13 protein-coding genes are annotated in these 17,837 nt (G+C 62.1%); 2 read left to right on the top strand and 11 right to left on the bottom strand.

All coding sequences use genetic code 11. From position 1 onward, the window contains the following. Window positions 1–14: 14 nt before the first annotated feature. From QCBJ_RS09780 to QCBJ_RS09750, 7 genes are all read right to left on the bottom strand, one after another. The gene (locus QCBJ_RS09780; RefSeq protein ID WP_046034781.1) at window positions 15–1,655 is read right to left on the bottom strand and encodes a BatD family protein; all 1,641 of its coding nucleotides are present in this window, start codon (window positions 1,653–1,655) and stop codon (window positions 15–17) included. Continuing rightward, complete coding sequence (locus QCBJ_RS09775; RefSeq protein ID WP_012724661.1) at window positions 1,652–3,391, bottom strand: tetratricopeptide repeat protein; 1,740 nt, start codon at window positions 3,389–3,391, stop codon at window positions 1,652–1,654. The genes QCBJ_RS09780 and QCBJ_RS09775 overlap by 4 nt, the downstream gene beginning before the upstream one ends. Then, complete coding sequence (locus QCBJ_RS09770) at window positions 3,388–4,476, bottom strand: VWA domain-containing protein (RefSeq protein ID WP_012724660.1); 1,089 nt, start codon at window positions 4,474–4,476, stop codon at window positions 3,388–3,390. Before QCBJ_RS09770 ends, QCBJ_RS09775 begins: the two co-directional genes overlap by 4 nt. Next, window positions 4,469–4,963 carry a DUF4381 domain-containing protein gene (locus QCBJ_RS09765; RefSeq protein WP_012724659.1) on the bottom strand — a complete coding sequence of 165 codons (495 nt, stop codon included), beginning with the start codon at window positions 4,961–4,963 and terminating at the stop codon, window positions 4,469–4,471. The genes QCBJ_RS09770 and QCBJ_RS09765 overlap by 8 nt, the downstream gene beginning before the upstream one ends. Beyond that, window positions 4,960–5,892, bottom strand: a complete 933-nt coding sequence (locus QCBJ_RS09760) for a DUF58 domain-containing protein (RefSeq protein WP_046034784.1) — start codon at window positions 5,890–5,892, stop codon at window positions 4,960–4,962. The genes QCBJ_RS09765 and QCBJ_RS09760 overlap by 4 nt, the downstream gene beginning before the upstream one ends. A 5-nt stretch (window positions 5,893–5,897) precedes the next feature. Then, window positions 5,898–6,857 (bottom strand): MoxR family ATPase, encoded by a 960-nt coding sequence (locus tag QCBJ_RS09755; RefSeq protein ID WP_003174327.1) that lies wholly within the window; start codon window positions 6,855–6,857, stop codon window positions 5,898–5,900. Between the two features lie 259 nt (window positions 6,858–7,116). Next, window positions 7,117–7,470, bottom strand: coding sequence for a hypothetical protein (locus QCBJ_RS09750; RefSeq protein WP_093541808.1), 354 nt, complete (start codon window positions 7,468–7,470; stop codon window positions 7,117–7,119). Window positions 7,471–7,963: 493 nt separating this feature from the next. On the opposite strand from QCBJ_RS09750, the gene QCBJ_RS09745 reads away from it, so the two are divergent. Further along, window positions 7,964–12,823, top strand: coding sequence for an NAD-glutamate dehydrogenase (locus QCBJ_RS09745; RefSeq protein ID WP_102060682.1), 4,860 nt, complete (start codon window positions 7,964–7,966; stop codon window positions 12,821–12,823). A gap of 100 nt (window positions 12,824–12,923) precedes the next feature. Here QCBJ_RS09745 and QCBJ_RS09740 read toward each other — a convergent pair whose 3' ends face one another. The 4 genes from QCBJ_RS09740 to QCBJ_RS09725 all read right to left on the bottom strand — a co-directional run bounded on the left by QCBJ_RS09740 (window position 12,924) and on the right by QCBJ_RS09725 (window position 16,971). Next, window positions 12,924–13,970 (bottom strand): hypothetical protein, encoded by a 1,047-nt coding sequence (locus QCBJ_RS09740; protein WP_102060681.1) that lies wholly within the window; start codon window positions 13,968–13,970, stop codon window positions 12,924–12,926. A 102-nt stretch (window positions 13,971–14,072) separates the two neighbouring features. Further along, window positions 14,073–14,765, bottom strand: a complete 693-nt coding sequence (locus QCBJ_RS09735) for a GntR family transcriptional regulator (RefSeq protein ID WP_012724654.1) — start codon at window positions 14,763–14,765, stop codon at window positions 14,073–14,075. 17 nt (window positions 14,766–14,782) lie between these two features. Beyond that, window positions 14,783–15,484, bottom strand: coding sequence for a FadR/GntR family transcriptional regulator (locus QCBJ_RS09730; RefSeq protein ID WP_049713000.1), 702 nt, complete (start codon window positions 15,482–15,484; stop codon window positions 14,783–14,785). Window positions 15,485–15,645: 161 nt separating this feature from the next. Next, the gene (locus tag QCBJ_RS09725) at window positions 15,646–16,971 is read right to left on the bottom strand and encodes a C4-dicarboxylate transporter DctA (protein ID WP_173390405.1); all 1,326 of its coding nucleotides are present in this window, start codon (window positions 16,969–16,971) and stop codon (window positions 15,646–15,648) included. Between the two features lie 217 nt (window positions 16,972–17,188). On the opposite strand from QCBJ_RS09725, the gene QCBJ_RS09720 reads away from it, so the two are divergent. After that, window positions 17,189–17,818: a DNA-3-methyladenine glycosylase I gene (locus tag QCBJ_RS09720; RefSeq protein WP_102060680.1), complete on the top strand. Its 630-nt coding sequence runs from the start codon at window positions 17,189–17,191 to the stop codon at window positions 17,816–17,818. Window positions 17,819–17,837 lie beyond the last annotated feature (19 nt).

Here is a 17,837-nt window from a genome sequence, read left to right as displayed (position 1 = left end):
GGTTTTAGAGTGGACTATTTGGGATACAGCGGCGGCAAACTGGTGGTATCGGTCGCCGGGTCCAGTTCACGCTCAGCCACCGGAATGGCCTTGACCGCGCGCCACAGGTCTTCGCCCAGCCAGAAATGCCCGCTCTCGCTGTACAGCGCGCCATTCAACCCATCAAGCGCATCCGACAGCGGCACGAACCGCGCCGCCATATCCGCCAGGGTTTCCGGCTGTTGCCGCGCCCAGGCATCGAGGGCCTGGCGGGTGGCCTGGGGGTCGTTGGCTTGGGTGGCGCGCTTGAGGTCGTCGAGCAGGGTGCGCGGGCTCGGGCCGGTTTGCGCGGCGCGTTGTACGGCCGGTTGCCGACGTGCGCGCCACCACAGGCCAAAACCCAGCAGGGTCGTGCAGGCGAGGATCAATGTGCTCAGTTGCCACAGCCACAGGCGTTCATCGTCCGGGGCGGTGATCACGGTCGGCGTGGCGGGGGTATCCACGGCCAGGCTCGGGTTGATGGCGACCTGCAACGTGCGGGCCGGCAAGCTGGTGCGCTCAAGGTGGTCTTCATGGGTGTTCCACCACACCACGTCCACGGCAGGCAATTCCAGTGCGCCGGCGCGGGTCGGCACCAGCGCTTCGCGGTCTTCGCGGCTGCCGATCAGGCCACGGTCACTGGTCTGGTTGCTGAGCACCGGTTGGTCCGGGTAGCGGCGCAGGCCGTTGATGTCGGTGCTGGGCAGGGCGGGCAATTGCGCGCTGGACAGGCCTTCGGCCTTGACCGTGAGGCTACGGGTCAGGGAGTCGCCGACCTGCACATGCTCAGGCTCTGGGTTCCAGTTTTCGCTCAGGGTCAGGCTGCGTGCCGGCAACCAAGGCGTATCGGCGGGATACAGCGCGGGCTTGGGCTTGACCGTCAGCGGCGACGGCGCCGAGCTGACGTGGATGAGCTTGCCGGGCTTGGTGCCTTGCAGGGTGTTTTCCTGCGGCGGACGCGATTCCACCAGGGTTGCACTGAACGTCTGCGCGGGGACCTCCAGGGTGCCGCTGTGCTGAGGGTAGATCGCGTAGCGGGTTTCGATCACGCCATGGCGGATGCTGTTGATGACCTTTTCGTAGGTGCGCGACTCGCCCAACTGCTCCACGCGTGCATCGGCAATCTGCAAGGGCGTGAGGCTGCTGTCGTCATACAGCGACACCGAGTGGTACACGCGCACGGTCAGCAGCGCCTGGGCCTGGACGTAGACGCTGGACTGGTCGAGGTTGGCCTCGACGAACACCGGCGCCAGTTCGGCGGCGGTGTTCTGGCTGGCGGTTTCCACCACTTGCAGGCTGATCGGCTGGGTCTTGTACTCGCCCACTTGCAGGGGCGGGATGACCACCGTGCCGTTTTCCTTGGGCAGCAGGGTGATGATCCAGCGCGTGGTGGCGTGGTTATCGCCGTCCAACGTGGTGAGTTGGTTGATCTGGCGGGTGCCGCTGACTTCGAACTGCGCATCCAGCGGCGACAGGTCGGGCTTGCCGAACTGCGTGACATCGCTGGACTCCACCGTCAATTCCACGGTTTCTCCGGAATTGACGCGGCTGCGGTCGACGCTGGCCACCAGGTTCGCCGCCTGGGCATGGCCTGTCGACAGGGCGAGCAGGAACAGTAGGGTGGTGCGGCGGCTCATCGCGTCTTGTCCTGATGTTGTTGCTGTTCGTACCAGAATTTGCGGCGCAGCAGTTCGCCGGGGTTATCCGGGATCTGCTGCAGCCATTGCTCCAGGGCCTGGCGATGTTCACCGTCGAGGCTGGCGTCAGTGGGGCGCAACGGCGGGGTGGTGGTGTGTTCGTCGCCCAGTTCGCTGCCCGGTACTTCATTGCCTGCGGTTTGCGGCGTATTGCCGGTTTGGGTGTCACCGGTGCCGGCTTCACCCTGGCCTTGGGACGACTGCTCGCCGCCCGTGGTGCTTTGCCCGCTGGCGCCCGGCTGCGCAGTTTGGCCGGGTTGGGTGGTTTCGTCATCCTCGTTTTCGGCAGGTTTGCTTGGCTCCGGCTGTGCCTGTTCCTGCATCAGGGTTTCCACCAGCGCTTTGTTTTTCAACGCGGGTTGCAGGTCGGGCTGGGCTTCCAGGGCCTGCTCGTAGGCGTCGATCGCCGCTTCCAGTTCACCGGACTTGGCCAGGGCATTACCCCGATTGTAGTGGGAGTAGGCGTCATTGCCCTCGGCGAAACGCTTGATGGCTTCGGCATAGTTGCCGGCTTCGTACAGTGCTACGCCTTGCCACTGCGGGTCTTCGAAATGCTCGGCGGCTTCGGCGGGGCGTTTTTTCTTCAGCAGGTACTGGCCTTGCTGGTCGGGACGCAGCCACAAATCCTGCAGGCCGAAGGCATAGCTGGGTTGCGGTGCGCTCAACAGCAGCAGCGGCAGGCAGAACAACCAGCCACGCCGCCCGGCGCAGGCGGCGAGCAGCAACAATGGCAGAAGCAGCCAGTAACCCTGGTCAGCCCAGGTGTCCAGGTGCAGCAGTTGACCGTCGTTGCGCAAGGCTTGCGGCGGGTCCAGCACGCCGAGTTGGCGCAGGTCCTTGTCGTCCAGGCGCGCAGCACGGTAGCGGCCGCTCATTTCACTGGCGAAGGCCTTCAAGGTGGGGCTGTCGAGGCGTGGCACCAGGATTGCGCCTTGCTCGTCCTTGAGAAACTCACCGTTTTCCTGGGTCACCGGCGTGCCTTCACGGCTGCCGATGCCGAGGATCGACAGGGCCGGCGCCTGGCCGCTTTGCAGCAGCAGGCGGATGCCCTGGCGTTCCTGTTTGGACAGCGAGGAACCAATCAGCAGCAGGCGACCCTGGCCGAGGCCACCTTGCTTGAGCAGGCCCAGGGCTTTCTCGACAGCCAGGTCGGCACGGTGGCCGGGCTCGGGCATGATCGACGGGCGCAAGGCTTCCAGCAAGTTGCGGCTGGTGCCGAGGTCATCCGATAACGGCACCAGGGTGTGGGCGCTGCCGGCGTACACGACGATGGCGGTTTGCGCATCGGTGCGCGCCTGCAACAGGTCGTACAGCTTGCGCCGCGCCTGCTCCAAGCGGTTCGGCGGGCTGTCGGTGGCGAGCATTTCCGGGGTCAGTTCCAGCAGCACCACCAACGGGTCGGACGGCTTCTGGCTGGACTGCTCGACTCTTTGCCAGCTGGGGCCGAGCAACGCCAGCACCGCCAATAGCCAGGCAATGCCGAGCACCACCCAGGGCGATTTGCTCTCACGGCCGTTGCCACCACTGAGTAACACAGCGTGGAAGGCCGGGGGCAGGATCACCTGCCAGCGCCCGGCGCGCTTTTGCCGGTGCCACAGTTGCCACAGCAACCAGCCGAGCAACGGCAGGAGCAACAGCCACCAGGGGCGGAACCAGTGCGGCCAGAGGTCGATCATCGACGCCTCCGCAAGCGCAGGCGTTTAAGGCGTTGGCGCCATTCCGGGTGTTGTTGCAGGAAAATCCCCTTGCTCGACCATTTGTTGAACAACCGTTGCAAGGCGTTGTTCGGCCAGCGTTCTTGAATCACCAGCAGCATGCTCAGTACCAACGCCAGGGCCAGCGGCGCGCTGTACAGCGCCAGCGCCGGGCGTGCCTGGGTGGGCTGTTGCTCGACGGGTTCGAGGGTGTCGAGGGTTGCCTTGATGGCCTGCAATTCTTCGCCATCACGGGCACGGAAATACTGGCCACCGGTGGCCTCGGCGATAGCTTTGAGCGCCGGTTCGTCGAGGTCCAGGCTCGGGTTGACGCCGAGGATACCCAGGGAACCGGTCTGTTCCGGGTCGGCGCCGATGCCGATCGGGTAGATTTTTACGCCTTCTTCGGCGGCCAGGCGCGCGGCGGTCAGCGGGTCGATCTGCCCGGCATTGTTGGCGCCGTCGGTGACCAGGATCAGCACGCGGCTCTGCGCCGGACGCTGGCGCAGGCGTTTCAGGGCCAGGCCAATGGCATCGCCGATCGCGGTGTTTTTACCGGCAATGCCGATCCGCGCTTCATCCAGCCAGGTACGCACGGTGCGGCGGTCGAAGGTCAGCGGCGCTTGCAGGTAGGCCTGGCTGCCGAACAGAATCAGGCCGACGCGATCCCCTTCGCGACCTTCAAGGAAATCGCCGAGCAGGTGTTTGACCAGGCTCAAGCGACTTACGTCTTCGCCCTGCCAATTCATGTCGGGGAAATCCATGGAGCCGGACACGTCCACCGCCACCAGCAGGTCGCGGCCACTGGCGGCGATCGGCAACGGCTCGCCCAGCCATTCCGGGCGCGCGGCGGCGGTCAGCAGCAGCAACCACAACACCACGAACGGCGCTTGCTGGCGCCAGCCGGGCAGGTTGACACGGGCGCGGCGACGGGCCAGGCCTTCGAGGTCGCTGAGGTAGCTGACTTTCAAGGCGGGCTCGCCGCTGTCGGCTGTCGGCAGCACCAGGCGCATCAACCAAGGCAATGGCAACAGGACGAAGACCCACGGCCAGGCGAACTCAAACATGTTTGCGGATCCAGGTGTCGACCGCTTGGGTCAGGCCGGCGATGGCCTTGTCGTCGAGTTTGCATTCGGGTTTGTAGGCGCCTTCTACCAGCACCATCCAGCGCGTCAGGCCCGCGGCCGGGCAGCGGTTATCCAGGAACGCCAGCCATTTGCGACCATTTAACGTATGGCTTTGGCTGTAGGGGTAGTCATTGCGGCACAGGCGCTTGAGCAGCCCGTTGAGTTGCTGCAGCCAGGCCCCAGCGGGGGCGCCATCGTAGGGTTTGGGCATCAGCGCCAGTTCCGCCAGGGCGGCGATGCGCAGCGGGTCCAGCGGTTGTTCGGCGCGGGCGATGGGGCGCCGTGCAGGCAGGAAACGGCGCAGTGACCACAGCCCCCAGCCGAGCAATGGAATCACCAGCAGCAACAGCCACCAACCCGGCGCAGGCGGCCAGAAACCGATGGCCGGCGGCGCGATCAGCGGTTGCAACTGGTCGAGGCTGCTCATTGCTTTTTAACCGGGCGTTGCGGGTTGAGGTATTCGCGCAGTTGCTCGACCATTTCGCTTTGGGTGCTTAACGGCATCAGCAGGATTCGCAGTTTCTGTGCAAGCAGTTCCCAGCGGGCGATGCGCGCTTCGGCCTGGGCTTTGTAGGCCTGTCGCAAATCGTAGTTCAGTGTGTCCAGTTCCAGCTGGGCGCCGCGTTCGGCAAAACGCAGCAGCCCGGCAGCGGGCAGGGCGTGGTCCAGCGGATCGGAAATCGGCAGCAACAGCAGGTCGCAATGCCGTGACAACAGGCTCAATTGCTGCTCGGCACCTTCGGTGAGTGCGCGTTCATCGCAGATCACGATCACCAGGCTGCCGGGGCGCAACACTTCGCGGCCACGGCGCAAGGCCATGCCCAAGGCGTCGGCTTCGGGGCGGCTTTCGGTGTTCAGGCTCTGGTTCACCCGCACCAGGCGATTGAGCAATTGCAGCAGGCTTTGCTTGCTGCGCCGGGGCTTGATTTCGTAGTGCTCGCTGTCGCCAAACACCAGGCCGCCGACCCGGTCGTTGTGCCCCAGCGCCGCCCAACCAATCAGGCTGGCCGCTTGGGCCGCCAGCACCGACTTGAACATCTGCCCCGAGCCGAAAAACAGCCGGCAGCTTTGCTCGACCATGATAAAAATCGGCCGCTCGCGCTCTTCATGGAACAACTTGGTGTGCGGCTCCTGGGTCCGCGCCGTCACGCGCCAGTCGATGGTGCGCACATCGTCGCCAGCCTGGTACACGCGCACCTGGTCGAAGTCCACCCCGCGTCCGCGCAGCTTGGAGTGGTGCAGGCCGATCAGCGGGCTGCGTTGGCTCGGCGTGGAAAATAGCTGTACTTCGCGCACGCGGTGACGCATCTCGATCAATTCGCTGAGCGTGACGCGGATCCCGTCGCTGGCATTCATGGGGTTCAAGCGACGGCAACGACGTCGAGAATACGTTGCACCACACGGTCCTGGTCAATGCCCGCGGCTTCGGCTTCGAACGACAGAATGATGCGATGGCGCAGCACGTCGAACAGCACCGCCTGGATATCTTCTGGGCTGACGAAGTCGCGACCGGCCAGCCAGGCATGGGCGCGGGCACAGCGGTCGAGGGCGATGGAGCCGCGTGGGCTGGCGCCGTAGGCGATCCACTCGGCCATTTCCGGGTCGAACTTGGCCGGGGTACGGGTGGCCATGACCAGTTGCACCAGGTACTCCTCCACCGCATCAGCCATGTACAGGCCGAGGATTTCCTTGCGCGCGGCGAAGATCGCTTGCTGGCTGACGCGGCGCTCAGGCTTGGTTTCGCCGTTGAGCGCTTCGCCACGGGCCTGTTGCAGGATGCGCCGCTCGACGGCGGCGTCCGGGAAACCGATTTTTACGTGCATCAGGAAGCGGTCGAGCTGGGCTTCGGGCAGCGGGTAGGTGCCTTCCTGCTCGATGGGGTTTTGCGTGGCCATCACCAGGAACAGCGGCGACAAGTCGTAGGTGCTGCGCCCGACGCTGACCTGGCGCTCGGCCATGGCTTCCAGCAGTGCCGACTGCACCTTGGCCGGCGCGCGGTTGATTTCGTCCGCCAGCACCAGGTTGTGGAAGATCGGCCCCTGTTGGAACACGAAGCTGCCGGTTTCCGGGCGATAGATCTCGGTGCCGGTGATGTCGGCGGGCAACAGGTCGGGGGTGAACTGGATACGATGGAACTGCGCTTCGATGCCTTCGGCCAACTCTTTGATGGCCTTGGTCTTGGCCAGGCCCGGTGCGCCTTCCACCAGCATATGGCCGTCGGCGAGCAGCGCGATCAGCAGGCGATCGATGAGTTTTTCCTGGCCGAGAATCTGCGTAGAAAGAAAGGTTCGCAGCGCAAGCAGCGCTTCACGATGTTCCATCGATGACGGTTCCTGGAAAGATGAGCCCGGTGATCGAGAGCAAACGCCGGGCTAGGGAGGCTTACTTTAATGCATGGAGGGGTGTGGCGACTAACGGCGTGACGGGTATTTTTGGCAAAACTTGTAGGAAATTTGTGTGGGAACACGGTCAATGTGGGAGGGGGCTTGCCCCCGATAGCAGTGGGTCAGACACAGATGCAGGAACTGGCCCGCCGCTATCGGGGGCAAGCCCCCTGCCACATGTGATCGTGGGTGCCGCTTAAATTCGGGTGAAAGTGCCGGTGCCGTTGAGGATGTTTTGCAGGGTTTGCTCCACCTCGGTCAGGTCGGAGGCGGCCGTGGCGTGGGTGATCTGCAATTGGTCCTTGCCACCCAGGGCATCGGCATCCCCGGCAGCCAATTCGATCAGCAGGGTGGTATCACTGAGCGTGACCTTCAACCCATCCAGGGTCGACGGCTCGTAATCCCAGGTCAGCTCCACTTCGTCTTCATCCGGGTAGCGGGTCAGCATGAACATCTCGCCGCCTTTACCGTGACAGCAGAGCATGGCCATGTTGTCTTCTTCTTCGTCGCACGGTGTAACCATGAGGGCGTCGGTTTTCAGCTGCAGCATGGGGAATCCTGTCTGGGGTAGGGCGTGATGCGGGCAATTGTGCCATTGCGGCGAATTTTGTGCTGCATCCTGTGTCATACCTCGTGCATGACCTGACAGTCAATACCAGTCATTTTCGGTACTCTGGGCCAGGAAAACAGCTGGTTTTAGTGCCCTGAAATCCGGGTTGCCCAAGTCGCAACCCCAACCCTGCTTACCGATGACCGAATATGTCGCAGCACCGCAAGCAGCGGGCTTCCTACACTCGTTAAGCTGCGCAACGGATGTGCCCTGTGCCGGGAGTCTGACCTGCCCGTCGTACCGTCGCCTGGCAAGGTGTACCTCCAGTGGAAGTTGTATGTGACCTGACTGTCTTGTCCAGCTTCACCCACCTGTCACCCTGATTCGTTTATGGTGTTTATCATCGTTACCAGCGAACAGAGCTGACGGTCTCCCCGCAAGGGGATAACACGCGACGCTTCCATCAATAACAAGCCCAAGCGGAGTACCACAGATGGCGTTCTTCACCGCAGCCAGCAAGGCCGACTTCCAGCATCAACTGCAAGCGGCACTGGCGCAGCACATCAGTGAACAGGCACTGCCACAAGTGGCGCTGTTCGCTGAGCAATTCTTCGGCATTATTTCCCTGGACGAACTGACCCAGCGTCGCCTTTCCGACCTGGCCGGTTGCACCCTGTCTGCCTGGCGCCTGCTTGAGCGCTTTGACCACACCCAACCGCAAGTGCGGGTCTACAACCCCGATTACGAACGTCATGGCTGGCAGTCGACCCACACCGCGGTCGAAGTGCTGCACCATGACCTGCCATTCCTAGTGGACTCGGTACGTACCGAGCTGAACCGCCGTGGCTACAGCATCCACACCCTGCAGACCACCGTGCTCAGCGTACGCCGTGGCGCCAAGGGCGAGTTGCTGGAAATCCTGCCCAAAGGCACCCAGGGCGACGGTATCCAGCAAGAATCGCTGATGTACCTGGAAATCGACCGTTGCGCCAATGCCGCCGAACTGAACGTGCTGAGCAAAGAGCTTGAGCAGGTACTGGGCGAAGTGCGCGTGGCCGTGGCCGACTTCGAACCGATGAAAGCCAAGGTCCAGGACCTGCTGGCCGGTATCGACGCCAGCCCGTTCAGCATCGACGGCGAAGAAAAAGCCGAGATCAAGAACTTCCTGGAATGGCTGGTGGGCAACCACTTCACCTTCCTCGGCTATGAAGAATTCGTGGTACGTGACGAGGCGGATGGCGGTCATATCGAATATGACGCCGATTCCTTCCTCGGTCTGACCAAGCTGCTGCGCGCCGGTCTCACCGCCGACGACCTGCGCATCGAAGACTACGCCGTGGCCTACCTGCGTGAACCGACCGTGCTGTCGTTCGCCAAGGCCGCGCACCCAAGCCGTGTACACCGTCCGGCGTATCCGGACTACGTGTCGATCCGTGAGATCAGCGCCGACGGCAAGGTCATCAAGGAACACCGTTTCATGGGCCTGTACACCTCGTCGGTGTATGGCGAAAGCGTGCGGGTCATTCCGTATATCCGTCGCAAGGTCGCGGAAATCGAACGCCGTTCCGGCTTCCAACCCAAGGCTCACCTGGGTAAGGAACTGGCTCAGGTCGTGGAAGTGCTGCCGCGTGACGACCTGTTCCAGACCCCGGTCGACGAGCTGTTCAGCACCGTGATGTCGATCGTGCAGATCCAGGAGCGCAACAAGATCCGCGTGTTCCTGCGCAAAGACCCGTACGGTCGTTTCTGCTACTGCCTGGCCTACGTGCCGCGCGACATCTATTCCACCGAAGTGCGCCAGAAGATCCAGCAAGTGCTGATGGATCGCCTGAAGGCCTCGGACTGCGAATTCTGGACCTTCTTCTCCGAATCCGTGCTGGCCCGTGTGCAGCTGATTCTGCGGGTCGACCCGAAGAACCGCCTGGACATCGACCCGCTGCAACTGGAAAAAGAAGTGGTGCAGGCCTGCCGCAGCTGGCAGGACGACTACTCCAACCTGGTCGTGGAAAGCTTTGGCGAAGCGCACGGCACCAACGTGCTGGCCGACTTCCCGAAAGGCTTCCCGGCGGGCTACCGCGAGCGTTTTGCCGCGCATTCGGCTGTGGTCGACATGCAGCATTTGCTCAGCCTGACCGAAGCCAACCCGCTGGTCATGAGCTTCTACCAGCCGCTGGGCCAGGTTTCCGGCCAGCGCGAGCTGCATTGCAAGCTCTACCATGCGGACACCCCGCTGGCGCTGTCCGACGTGTTGCCGATCCTGGAAAACCTCGGCCTGCGCGTGCTGGGCGAATTCCCGTACCGCCTGCGTCACGCCAATGGTCGTGAGTTCTGGATCCATGATTTTGCGTTCATTGCCGCCGAAGGCGTGAACCTGGATATCCAGCAGCTTAACGACACCCTGCAAGACGCGTTCGTGCACATCGTGCATGGCGACGCCGAGAACGATGCGTTCAACCGCCTGGTACTCACCGCCGGCCTGCCATGGCGCGACGTCGCGCTGCTGCGTGCCTACGCCCGTTACCTGAAGCAGATCCGCCTGGGCTTCGACCTGGGTTACATCGCCAGCACCCTGAACAACCACACCGACATCGCCCGCGAGTTGACCCGGTTGTTCAAGACCCGCTTCTATCTGGCGCGCAAGCTCACCGCCGAAGACCTGGAAGACAAGCAGCAACGCCTGGAGCAAGCGATCCTCACCGCCCTGGACGATGTTCAGGTGCTCAACGAAGACCGCATCCTGCGTCGCTACCTGGACCTGATCAAGGCCACCCTGCGCACCAACTTCTACCAAACCGACGCCAACGGCCAGAACAAGTCGTACTTCAGCTTCAAGTTCAACCCGCACGCGATTCCTGAGCTGCCTAAGCCAGTGCCGAAGTTTGAAATCTTCGTGTACTCGCCACGTGTCGAAGGCGTGCACCTGCGCTTTGGCAACGTCGCGCGCGGCGGCCTGCGTTGGTCCGACCGTGAAGAAGACTTCCGCACCGAAGTGCTTGGCCTGGTGAAAGCCCAGCAAGTGAAGAACTCGGTGATCGTGCCTGTGGGCGCGAAGGGCGGCTTCCTGCCGCGTCGCCTGCCATTGGGCGGCAGCCGGGACGAGATCGCGGCCGAGGGCATCGCCTGCTACCGCATCTTCATTTCCGGGCTGTTGGACATCACCGACAACCTGAAGGACGGCGCCCTGGTGCCGCCGGCCAACGTCGTGCGTCATGACGGCGATGACCCGTACCTGGTCGTGGCAGCGGACAAAGGCACGGCAACCTTTTCCGACATCGCCAACGGTATCGCCATTGACTACGGCTTCTGGCTGGGTGATGCGTTCGCTTCCGGTGGTTCCGCCGGTTACGACCACAAGAAAATGGGCATCACCGCCAAAGGCGCGTGGGTCGGTGTGCAGCGTCACTTCCGTGAGCGCGGCATCAATGTGCAGGAAGACAGCATCACGGTCGTGGGCGTCGGCGACATGGCCGGCGACGTGTTCGGTAACGGCCTGTTGATGTCCGACAAGCTGCAACTGGTCGCGGCCTTCAACCACTTGCATATCTTCATCGATCCAAACCCGAACCCGGCGACCAGCTTCGTCGAGCGTCAGCGCATGTTCGAGCTGCCGCGTTCGGCCTGGACCGACTACGACACCAGCATCATGTCCGAAGGCGGCGGTATCTTCTCGCGCAGCGCGAAGAGCATTGCCATCTCGCCACAGATGAAAGAACGCTTCGACATCTCGGCCGACAAGCTGACCCCGACCGAACTGCTGAACGCCTTGCTCAAGGCTCCGGTGGACCTGTTGTGGAACGGCGGTATCGGTACCTACGTCAAGGCCAGCACCGAAAGCCACGCCGATGTCGGCGACAAGGCCAACGATGCGCTGCGCGTGAACGGTAACGAGCTGCGCTGCAAGGTGGTGGGCGAGGGCGGTAACCTGGGCATGACCCAGCTGGGTCGTGTGGAGTTCGGCCTCAATGGCGGCGGTTCCAACACCGACTTCATCGACAATGCCGGTGGCGTGGACTGCTCCGACCACGAAGTGAACATCAAGATCCTGCTCAACGAAGTGGTGCAGGCCGGTGACATGACCGACAAGCAGCGCAACCAGTTGCTGGCGAGCATGACCGACGAAGTCGGCCACCTGGTGTTGGGCAACAACTACAAGCAGACCCAGGCCCTGTCCCTGGCTGCGCGCCGTGCCTACGAGCGTGCCGCCGAGTACAAGCGCCTGATGAGCGACCTGGAAGGTCGTGGCAAGCTGGACCGCGCCATCGAGTACCTGCCGACCGAGGAGCAGCTTGTGGAGCGCGCCGCGAACGGCAAGGGCCTGACCCGTCCGGAGCTGTCGGTGCTGATCTCGTACAGCAAGATCGACCTCAAGGAAGCGCTGCTCAAGTCGCTGGTGCCGGATGACGAGTACCTGACCCGTGACATGGAGACCGCGTTCCCACCGAGCCTGGTGGCCAAGTTCTCCGAGGCCATGCGTCGTCACCGCCTCAAGCGCGAGATCGTCAGCACCCAGATCGCCAACGACCTGGTCAACCACATGGGCATCACCTTCGTTCAACGACTCAAAGAGTCGACCGGCATGAGCCCGGCGAACGTGGCGGGCGCTTATGTGATCGTGCGTGACATCTTCCATCTCCCGCACTGGTTCCGTCAGATCGAAGCGCTGGACCATCAGGTCTCCGCTGACGTGCAATTGCAGTTGATGGACGAACTGATGCGCCTGGGCCGCCGCGCTACGCGCTGGTTCCTGCGCAGCCGTCGCAACGAGCAGGACGCTGGCCGTGACACCGCGCACTTCGGTCCGCACCTGGCCGCGTTGGGCCTCAAGCTCGACGAACTGCTGGAAGGCCCGACCCGCGAAGGTTGGCAGAACCGCTACCAGGCCTACACCGAAGCGGGCGTGCCTGAGCTGTTGGCGCGCATGGTTGCAGGCACTACCCACCTGTACACCTTGCTGCCGATCATCGAAGCCGCCGACGTCACCGGGCACGACGCCGCCGAAGTGGCCAAGGCCTACTTCGCCGTCGGCAGCGCCCTGGACCTGCCGTGGTACCTGCAGCAGATCAGCGATCTGCCGGTGGCCAACAACTGGCAGGCCCAGGCCCGCGAAGCGTTCCGCGATGATGTGGACTGGCAGCAACGCGCGATTACCATCTCCGTCCTGCAAATGGCCGACGCGCCAGAAGACATGGAAGCCCGCGTGGCCCTGTGGCTTGAGCAGCACAAGGACATGGCCGATCGTTGGGTCGCGATGATGGTGGAGATCCGTGCTGCGGTCGGCACGGACTACGCCATGTATGCGGTGGCCAACCGTGAGCTGCTGGACCTGGCGTTGAGCGGTCAGTCGGTGCTGTAACAATGTGACTGAACGTTAGCGCTTGAAAACATCCCCGAATCGAAAGGTTCGGGGATTTTTATTGGGCGCAAGATCAATCGGTCAATACGGCAGGGGATCGCTATTTCGCGGTGCCCGGAATGATCAACTCCTCCAGGCGAACGAACAGCTGTGGCGTGTTGCTTTCAACGGCGGCCAACGCCAGTTTTGCCTGTTCGTGATCTTCCAGGCTCATGCGCATTTCGATCTTATGGATGTCCGCTGGAAGCCTTGGTGGGATAGGGGCCGGCATGCTTTTTTGGACGTGCTTCAACAGGGCGTAGGCGAGGGGGAGGTTTTTTTCCAACCCGTATGGGTTTGTAAAAGGCGGTTCGCTACCGTCCTCCTCCGGTGCGGGACGCTCGCGCAATGGCATGTTAGCGAGGGCATGCCCATATTCCATCATCGCCTCCACGTGGCCCAAGTCGGCCAACCGGGCAAGGCGAGTGCGCTTTTCCGCCATGCTGGCGGTGGAGTCCCCGAAGAAGACCCGTGCGTACAGCGCCAATGGCAGGCCTGCGTCGGCAGATTCTTGATACAGCTCTTCGATTCGCGCCAGGCGCAGTGCGTCGTTAGCAATCAATTTCGGGTGGCGTTGATACTGTTCGGCGAGTTTGAACTGGGCCAGGCTGAAGCCGGCGGCGGCGGATTTTTCCAGCCAGCTGACGTCATCGGTGATGAGGTACTGGTAGTACAAACCTTCGGGCTCTTTATACGCCGGGAACGTGCTCACCAGTGTCTTGGCTGTTTCCAGCGACTCGGTATCCCCCAACTGTATAAGTGCCGGAATGTAGTTCTGCGCTGCGGCGAGTTTCAGCCATTTCTTGGTTTCTTCACTGGCGTAAGAAGACAGTTTTCCGTGCTCGCTGTGCCAGATGCCGTCTCGGTAAACGTTACACGTGGCCATGCTGAACTGACACTCAGGAAACTGGGCGGCCGAGGCTATGGTCAGAAAATGCTCGGCCTCTTCGGTGTTATTTAGCCAGAACATTTTCATTCCGGCCCGCGCCGCACTTTGGTTCAGCTCATCCAGGGCTGTTGTCATCGGGAGTGACAAGGTCTCTTTTTGAGCATTCAGTTGGGACAGCACATTGAACAGTGCGGACCTGACAGTTGATTCGGCGGACATGATCTATACCTGTAATAAGCACTGAAATTGTGCGAATTCAGGTTATGGAAACGCAGTTCCTCACTGTCGCTACATATCTATCATCCGTCATGGCCGACCGGATCAATGCCGCAAGTGATGTGCCAAGTGATGCTCCAGGTGCTTCAAATGCCGGGCCATCAGCGCCTGCGCGTGAGCAATGTCATTGCACGCCAGAGCGTCGACAATGGCCAGGTGTTCTTGCCATGCACACCCGTTGCGCGACTGCGTCTCACAGTGCGCAATCATCAATGAGGTTAACGGCACCAGGCTGTTGAGGAACTGCTCCAAGGGCTTGTTGCCTGCGATGACCGCCAACCGCAGATGAAACTCGCCGGACAGGCGAATAGCTGCCGCGTGTTGGTCGCGTGCAAGGCTTTCCTGTTCCCGCAGGATGAGTTCGCGCAATTGGCGCAGGTGTTCCGGGGTGGCGTTGGCGCAGGCCAGTTGCACCACGGTCATTTCTGTCAACCGCCGGGCTTCCAGGATCTGCTGCGCTTGTTGTCTGTCCGGTACCGCGACCTCGGCCCGTTGGTTGGGACGCAGGATGATCACGCGCTGCAGGGAGAGCTTGGCCAACACGCGGCGAATCACGCTGCGGCTCACACCGAAGGTCTCGCCCAGGCCTTCTTCGGTAAAGCGGCTGGACGGGACAATGCGTTGCTCGAGGATGGCGTCGAACAGCCGGGGGTAGATGTCGTCCACCGACGGTTTTTTACCGGCGACCAGGCGCAGGGCAGGGAGGATAGGGTCGTATTGCAGGGCGTGGGCGGTCATGGCCTGTCTCCAAAAAATCAACTGCCCAGATGGTCATCCGGGATGTTCAGGCGAATACCCATGCGCAGGCCTTCCTGGAGGATATGCCGACGCATCTCGGCACTGGCCAAGGCGCTGTTCTTATTGCGGATGGCACGCACCACCGCTTCATTCTCCTGCAGGCGCTCAGCCAGGTGCTCGGGGGAGTTGCGCAGCACCTGGGCGCTTTGCTTGAGGGCATTGCTGGTTTGTTGCACCACGTTCTGGAAAATCGGATTGGAGGTGAGGGCGAACAGCTCTTCGTGGAAGCCGATGTAGGCGTTCATCCCGGCTTCGGCGTCGCCGGCGTCGAGGGCTTCGCGCATGTCCATCAGGGTCAGGCGCAGTTGGCCGACCTCCTTGCTGCTGATGGACTGGGCCACCAGGCCGACAATGAACGGTTCGAGGGTGTAGCGCAGTTGCAGGATGTCTTCCAGGCTGGCGTCGGCCACCGCATCGCTGGATTGCGGTTCGCTGATACTGGTTTCCAACACCACCACGCCTTTGCCCGGCATGGAGCGCACCAGGCCGAGGGTCTCCAGCACGATCACCGCTTCGCGCAGGCTGGGGCGGCTGATACCCATTTGTTCGGCCAGTTCACGCTGGCCGGGCAGCATTTCCCCACGGCGCCACTGGCCACGCGCCAAGGCGGCACGGAGTTTTTCTACCACTGAATTGACGACGGTTGAGGTGCTGATCACGTCGATGGCTCCTTGATGTTGCACATACGGTGGTGAATCCAACGAAGATCTACTGTGGGAGCTGGCTTGCCGGCGATGGCGGTGTGTCAGTCGCCGGGTGTGCAGGCTGATTCACGGCTATCGGGAGCAAGCCCCCTCCCACCTTTAGCCGGCGGTGCTCATTAGAATTCCTGATGCGCCGGCAACACCGGCTTCTTGGCCTGGAAGGCATAACCTTGCTGGCCGTCCAGCACCTTGTTGGCACGCTGGATATCGATGTCTTTCTCCCAGCGCGCAATGGCCACGGTCGCCACGCAGTTGCCGATCAGGTTGGTCAATGCGCGACCGATGCCCATGAACCAATCCACCGCCAGTACCAGCACCAGGCCCACCACCGGAATCGCCGGGATGGCGGTGAGGGTCGCTGCCAGAATCACCAGCGCTGAACCGGGGATTCCGTGGGCGCCCTTGGACGTGATCAGCGACACCAGCAGGATCGTCATCAGATCGGTCATCGACAGCGGCGTGCCGGTAGCGTTGGCGATGAAGACGATGGCCAGGGTCAGGTAGATCGAGAAACCGTCGAGGTTGAACGAATAGCCCGTCGGAATCACCAGGCCCACGGTGGAGCTGCCGATACCCAGGTGCTCAAGCTTGCGCATGATCTGTGGCAGCACGGCGTCGGAGGAGGCGGTGCCCATCACGATCAGCAGTTCTTCACGCAGGTATTTGAGCAGCGGCAACATGCGCAGGCCGGACAGGCGCATCACCAGGCCAAGGATCAGCCCGACGAAGGCAAAGCACGTCAGGTAGAACAGGCCCACCAGGCTGCCCAGGTGTTGCAGGGAGTCCAGCCCGTAGGTGCTGGTGGTGAAGGCGATCGCACCAAACACACCGATGGGCGCCAGGCGCACGATCATGCCCATGATGCGGAAGATCACATGGCTCAGCTCATTGATCAGCCGCGAGATGCCTGAGGCCGCTTCGCCCACGAGGTTCAACGCACTGCCGAACAGCACTGAAAACAGCAGCACTTGCAGCACGTTGTTGTCGGCAAAGGCGCCGATCACTGAGTTGGGGATCAGGTCCATCAGGAATTGGCTGGTGCCGCGGATATGCTGGCCCTTGTCGGCCAGTTCATTGAGGCCAGCGGACGACAGCTGCTCCAAATGGATATTGGCGCCGGTGCCGATACCGGTGCTGAAGGCCATGACCAGGCCGATCACCAGCGCGACGGTGGTCAATACTTCAAAGTAGATCACCGACTTGAGGCCGATGCGGCCGACTTTCTTCAAGTCGCCGGCACCGGAAATGCCGCTGACCACCACGCAGAATACGATCAAGCCGATCAGCATTTTGATCAGCTTGATAAAGCCGTCACCCAAGGGTTTGAGTTGCGAGGAAAATTCGGGAAGGGCCAGGCCGCAGACTACGCCTAGCATCAGGCCAATCACGACTTGCAGGAAAATCGAACGCGAGCACCATCTGAGCATGGGAGGGATCTCTATTCGGTGCCCTGGTGGTTCCAGGGCTTAATTGTTGTGGTCATACCGGTAAGTCCAGTGCGTCGCCAGTCTAGGCCAGGTATTTTTGAAATAACAAGTCATTATTCATCGGTTGACGGTTCCCGGTCTGACCAGTTGGTCGCCGAAGGCGATGCTTGAGCGGTTGGCGACGTGGAATTTTTTTCGCTTATCATCCGTCGCTCGGCACAGGAGGTGATGGATGGACACACCAGGACTGACCCTTGATGAAACCGGGCAGGCCCACTGCACCTGGCGCACGGCCGCGCCGGAATACCCGCGTTATCACGACGCGGAGTGGGGCGTGCCGGTGGCGGATGATATCCAGTTGTACGAGAAGATCTGCCTGGAAGGCTTCCAGGCCGGCATGGCCTGGATCACCATTTTGCGCAAGCGCGAGCAGTTCCGCGTGGCGTTCGAAGGGTTTGATTTTCGCCGGGTGGCGCAGTATGGCGACGCGGATATCGAGCGGCTGATGCAGGACCCAGGCATCGTGCGCAATCGGGCCAAGATCCTCTCCACGATCAACAATGCGCGCCGGGCGTGTGAGTTGGTGGATGAAACCGGTTCGCTGTCGCGCTGGCTGTGGGCGTTCGAGCCTGGTGAGGAAGAGCGTCCGGCGGTGGTGGACATGGCGTATTGGACGGGGAATCCCACGTCGCCGGCTTCGGTGCGTTTGTCCAAAGCGTTGAAGAAACGGGGTTGGACGTTTGTGGGGCCGACCACGATGTATGCGTTGATGCAGGCGATGGGGATGGTCAATGATCATCTGGAAGGGTGCGCTTGTCGGTCACGGATCGAAGACCTGCGCCGCCAGTTTGAACGGCCCTGATTCACTGGCCCTATGCGAT

The organism is Pseudomonas sp. QC2 (assembly GCF_002859085.1).
Classification (GTDB): domain Bacteria; phylum Pseudomonadota; class Gammaproteobacteria; order Pseudomonadales; family Pseudomonadaceae; genus Aquipseudomonas; species Aquipseudomonas petroselini.
The sequence above is the reverse complement of the archived record's forward strand: the minus strand, read 5'-3'. Positions and strand labels throughout refer to the sequence as shown.

What these genes read in the sequence shown, in the direction of transcription:
- QCBJ_RS09780 (WP_046034781.1), bottom strand. Translation starts at nt 1,655, where the DNA reads ATGAGCCGCCGCACCACCCTACTGTTCCTGCTCGCCCTGTCGACAGGC.
- QCBJ_RS09775 (WP_012724661.1), bottom strand. Translation starts at nt 3,391, where the DNA reads ATGATCGACCTCTGGCCGCACTGGTTCCGCCCCTGGTGGCTGTTGCTC.
- QCBJ_RS09770 (WP_012724660.1), bottom strand. Translation starts at nt 4,476, where the DNA reads ATGTTTGAGTTCGCCTGGCCGTGGGTCTTCGTCCTGTTGCCATTGCCT.
- QCBJ_RS09765 (WP_012724659.1), bottom strand. Translation starts at nt 4,963, where the DNA reads ATGAGCAGCCTCGACCAGTTGCAACCGCTGATCGCGCCGCCGGCCATC.
- QCBJ_RS09760 (WP_046034784.1), bottom strand. Translation starts at nt 5,892, where the DNA reads ATGAATGCCAGCGACGGGATCCGCGTCACGCTCAGCGAATTGATCGAG.
- QCBJ_RS09755 (WP_003174327.1), bottom strand. Translation starts at nt 6,857, where the DNA reads ATGGAACATCGTGAAGCGCTGCTTGCGCTGCGAACCTTTCTTTCTACG.
- QCBJ_RS09750 (WP_093541808.1), bottom strand. Translation starts at nt 7,470, where the DNA reads ATGCTGCAGCTGAAAACCGACGCCCTCATGGTTACACCGTGCGACGAA.
- QCBJ_RS09745 (WP_102060682.1), top strand. Translation starts at nt 7,964, where the DNA reads ATGGCGTTCTTCACCGCAGCCAGCAAGGCCGACTTCCAGCATCAACTG.
- QCBJ_RS09740 (WP_102060681.1), bottom strand. Translation starts at nt 13,970, where the DNA reads ATGTCCGCCGAATCAACTGTCAGGTCCGCACTGTTCAATGTGCTGTCC.
- QCBJ_RS09735 (WP_012724654.1), bottom strand. Translation starts at nt 14,765, where the DNA reads ATGACCGCCCACGCCCTGCAATACGACCCTATCCTCCCTGCCCTGCGC.
- QCBJ_RS09720 (WP_102060680.1), top strand. Translation starts at nt 17,189, where the DNA reads ATGGACACACCAGGACTGACCCTTGATGAAACCGGGCAGGCCCACTGC.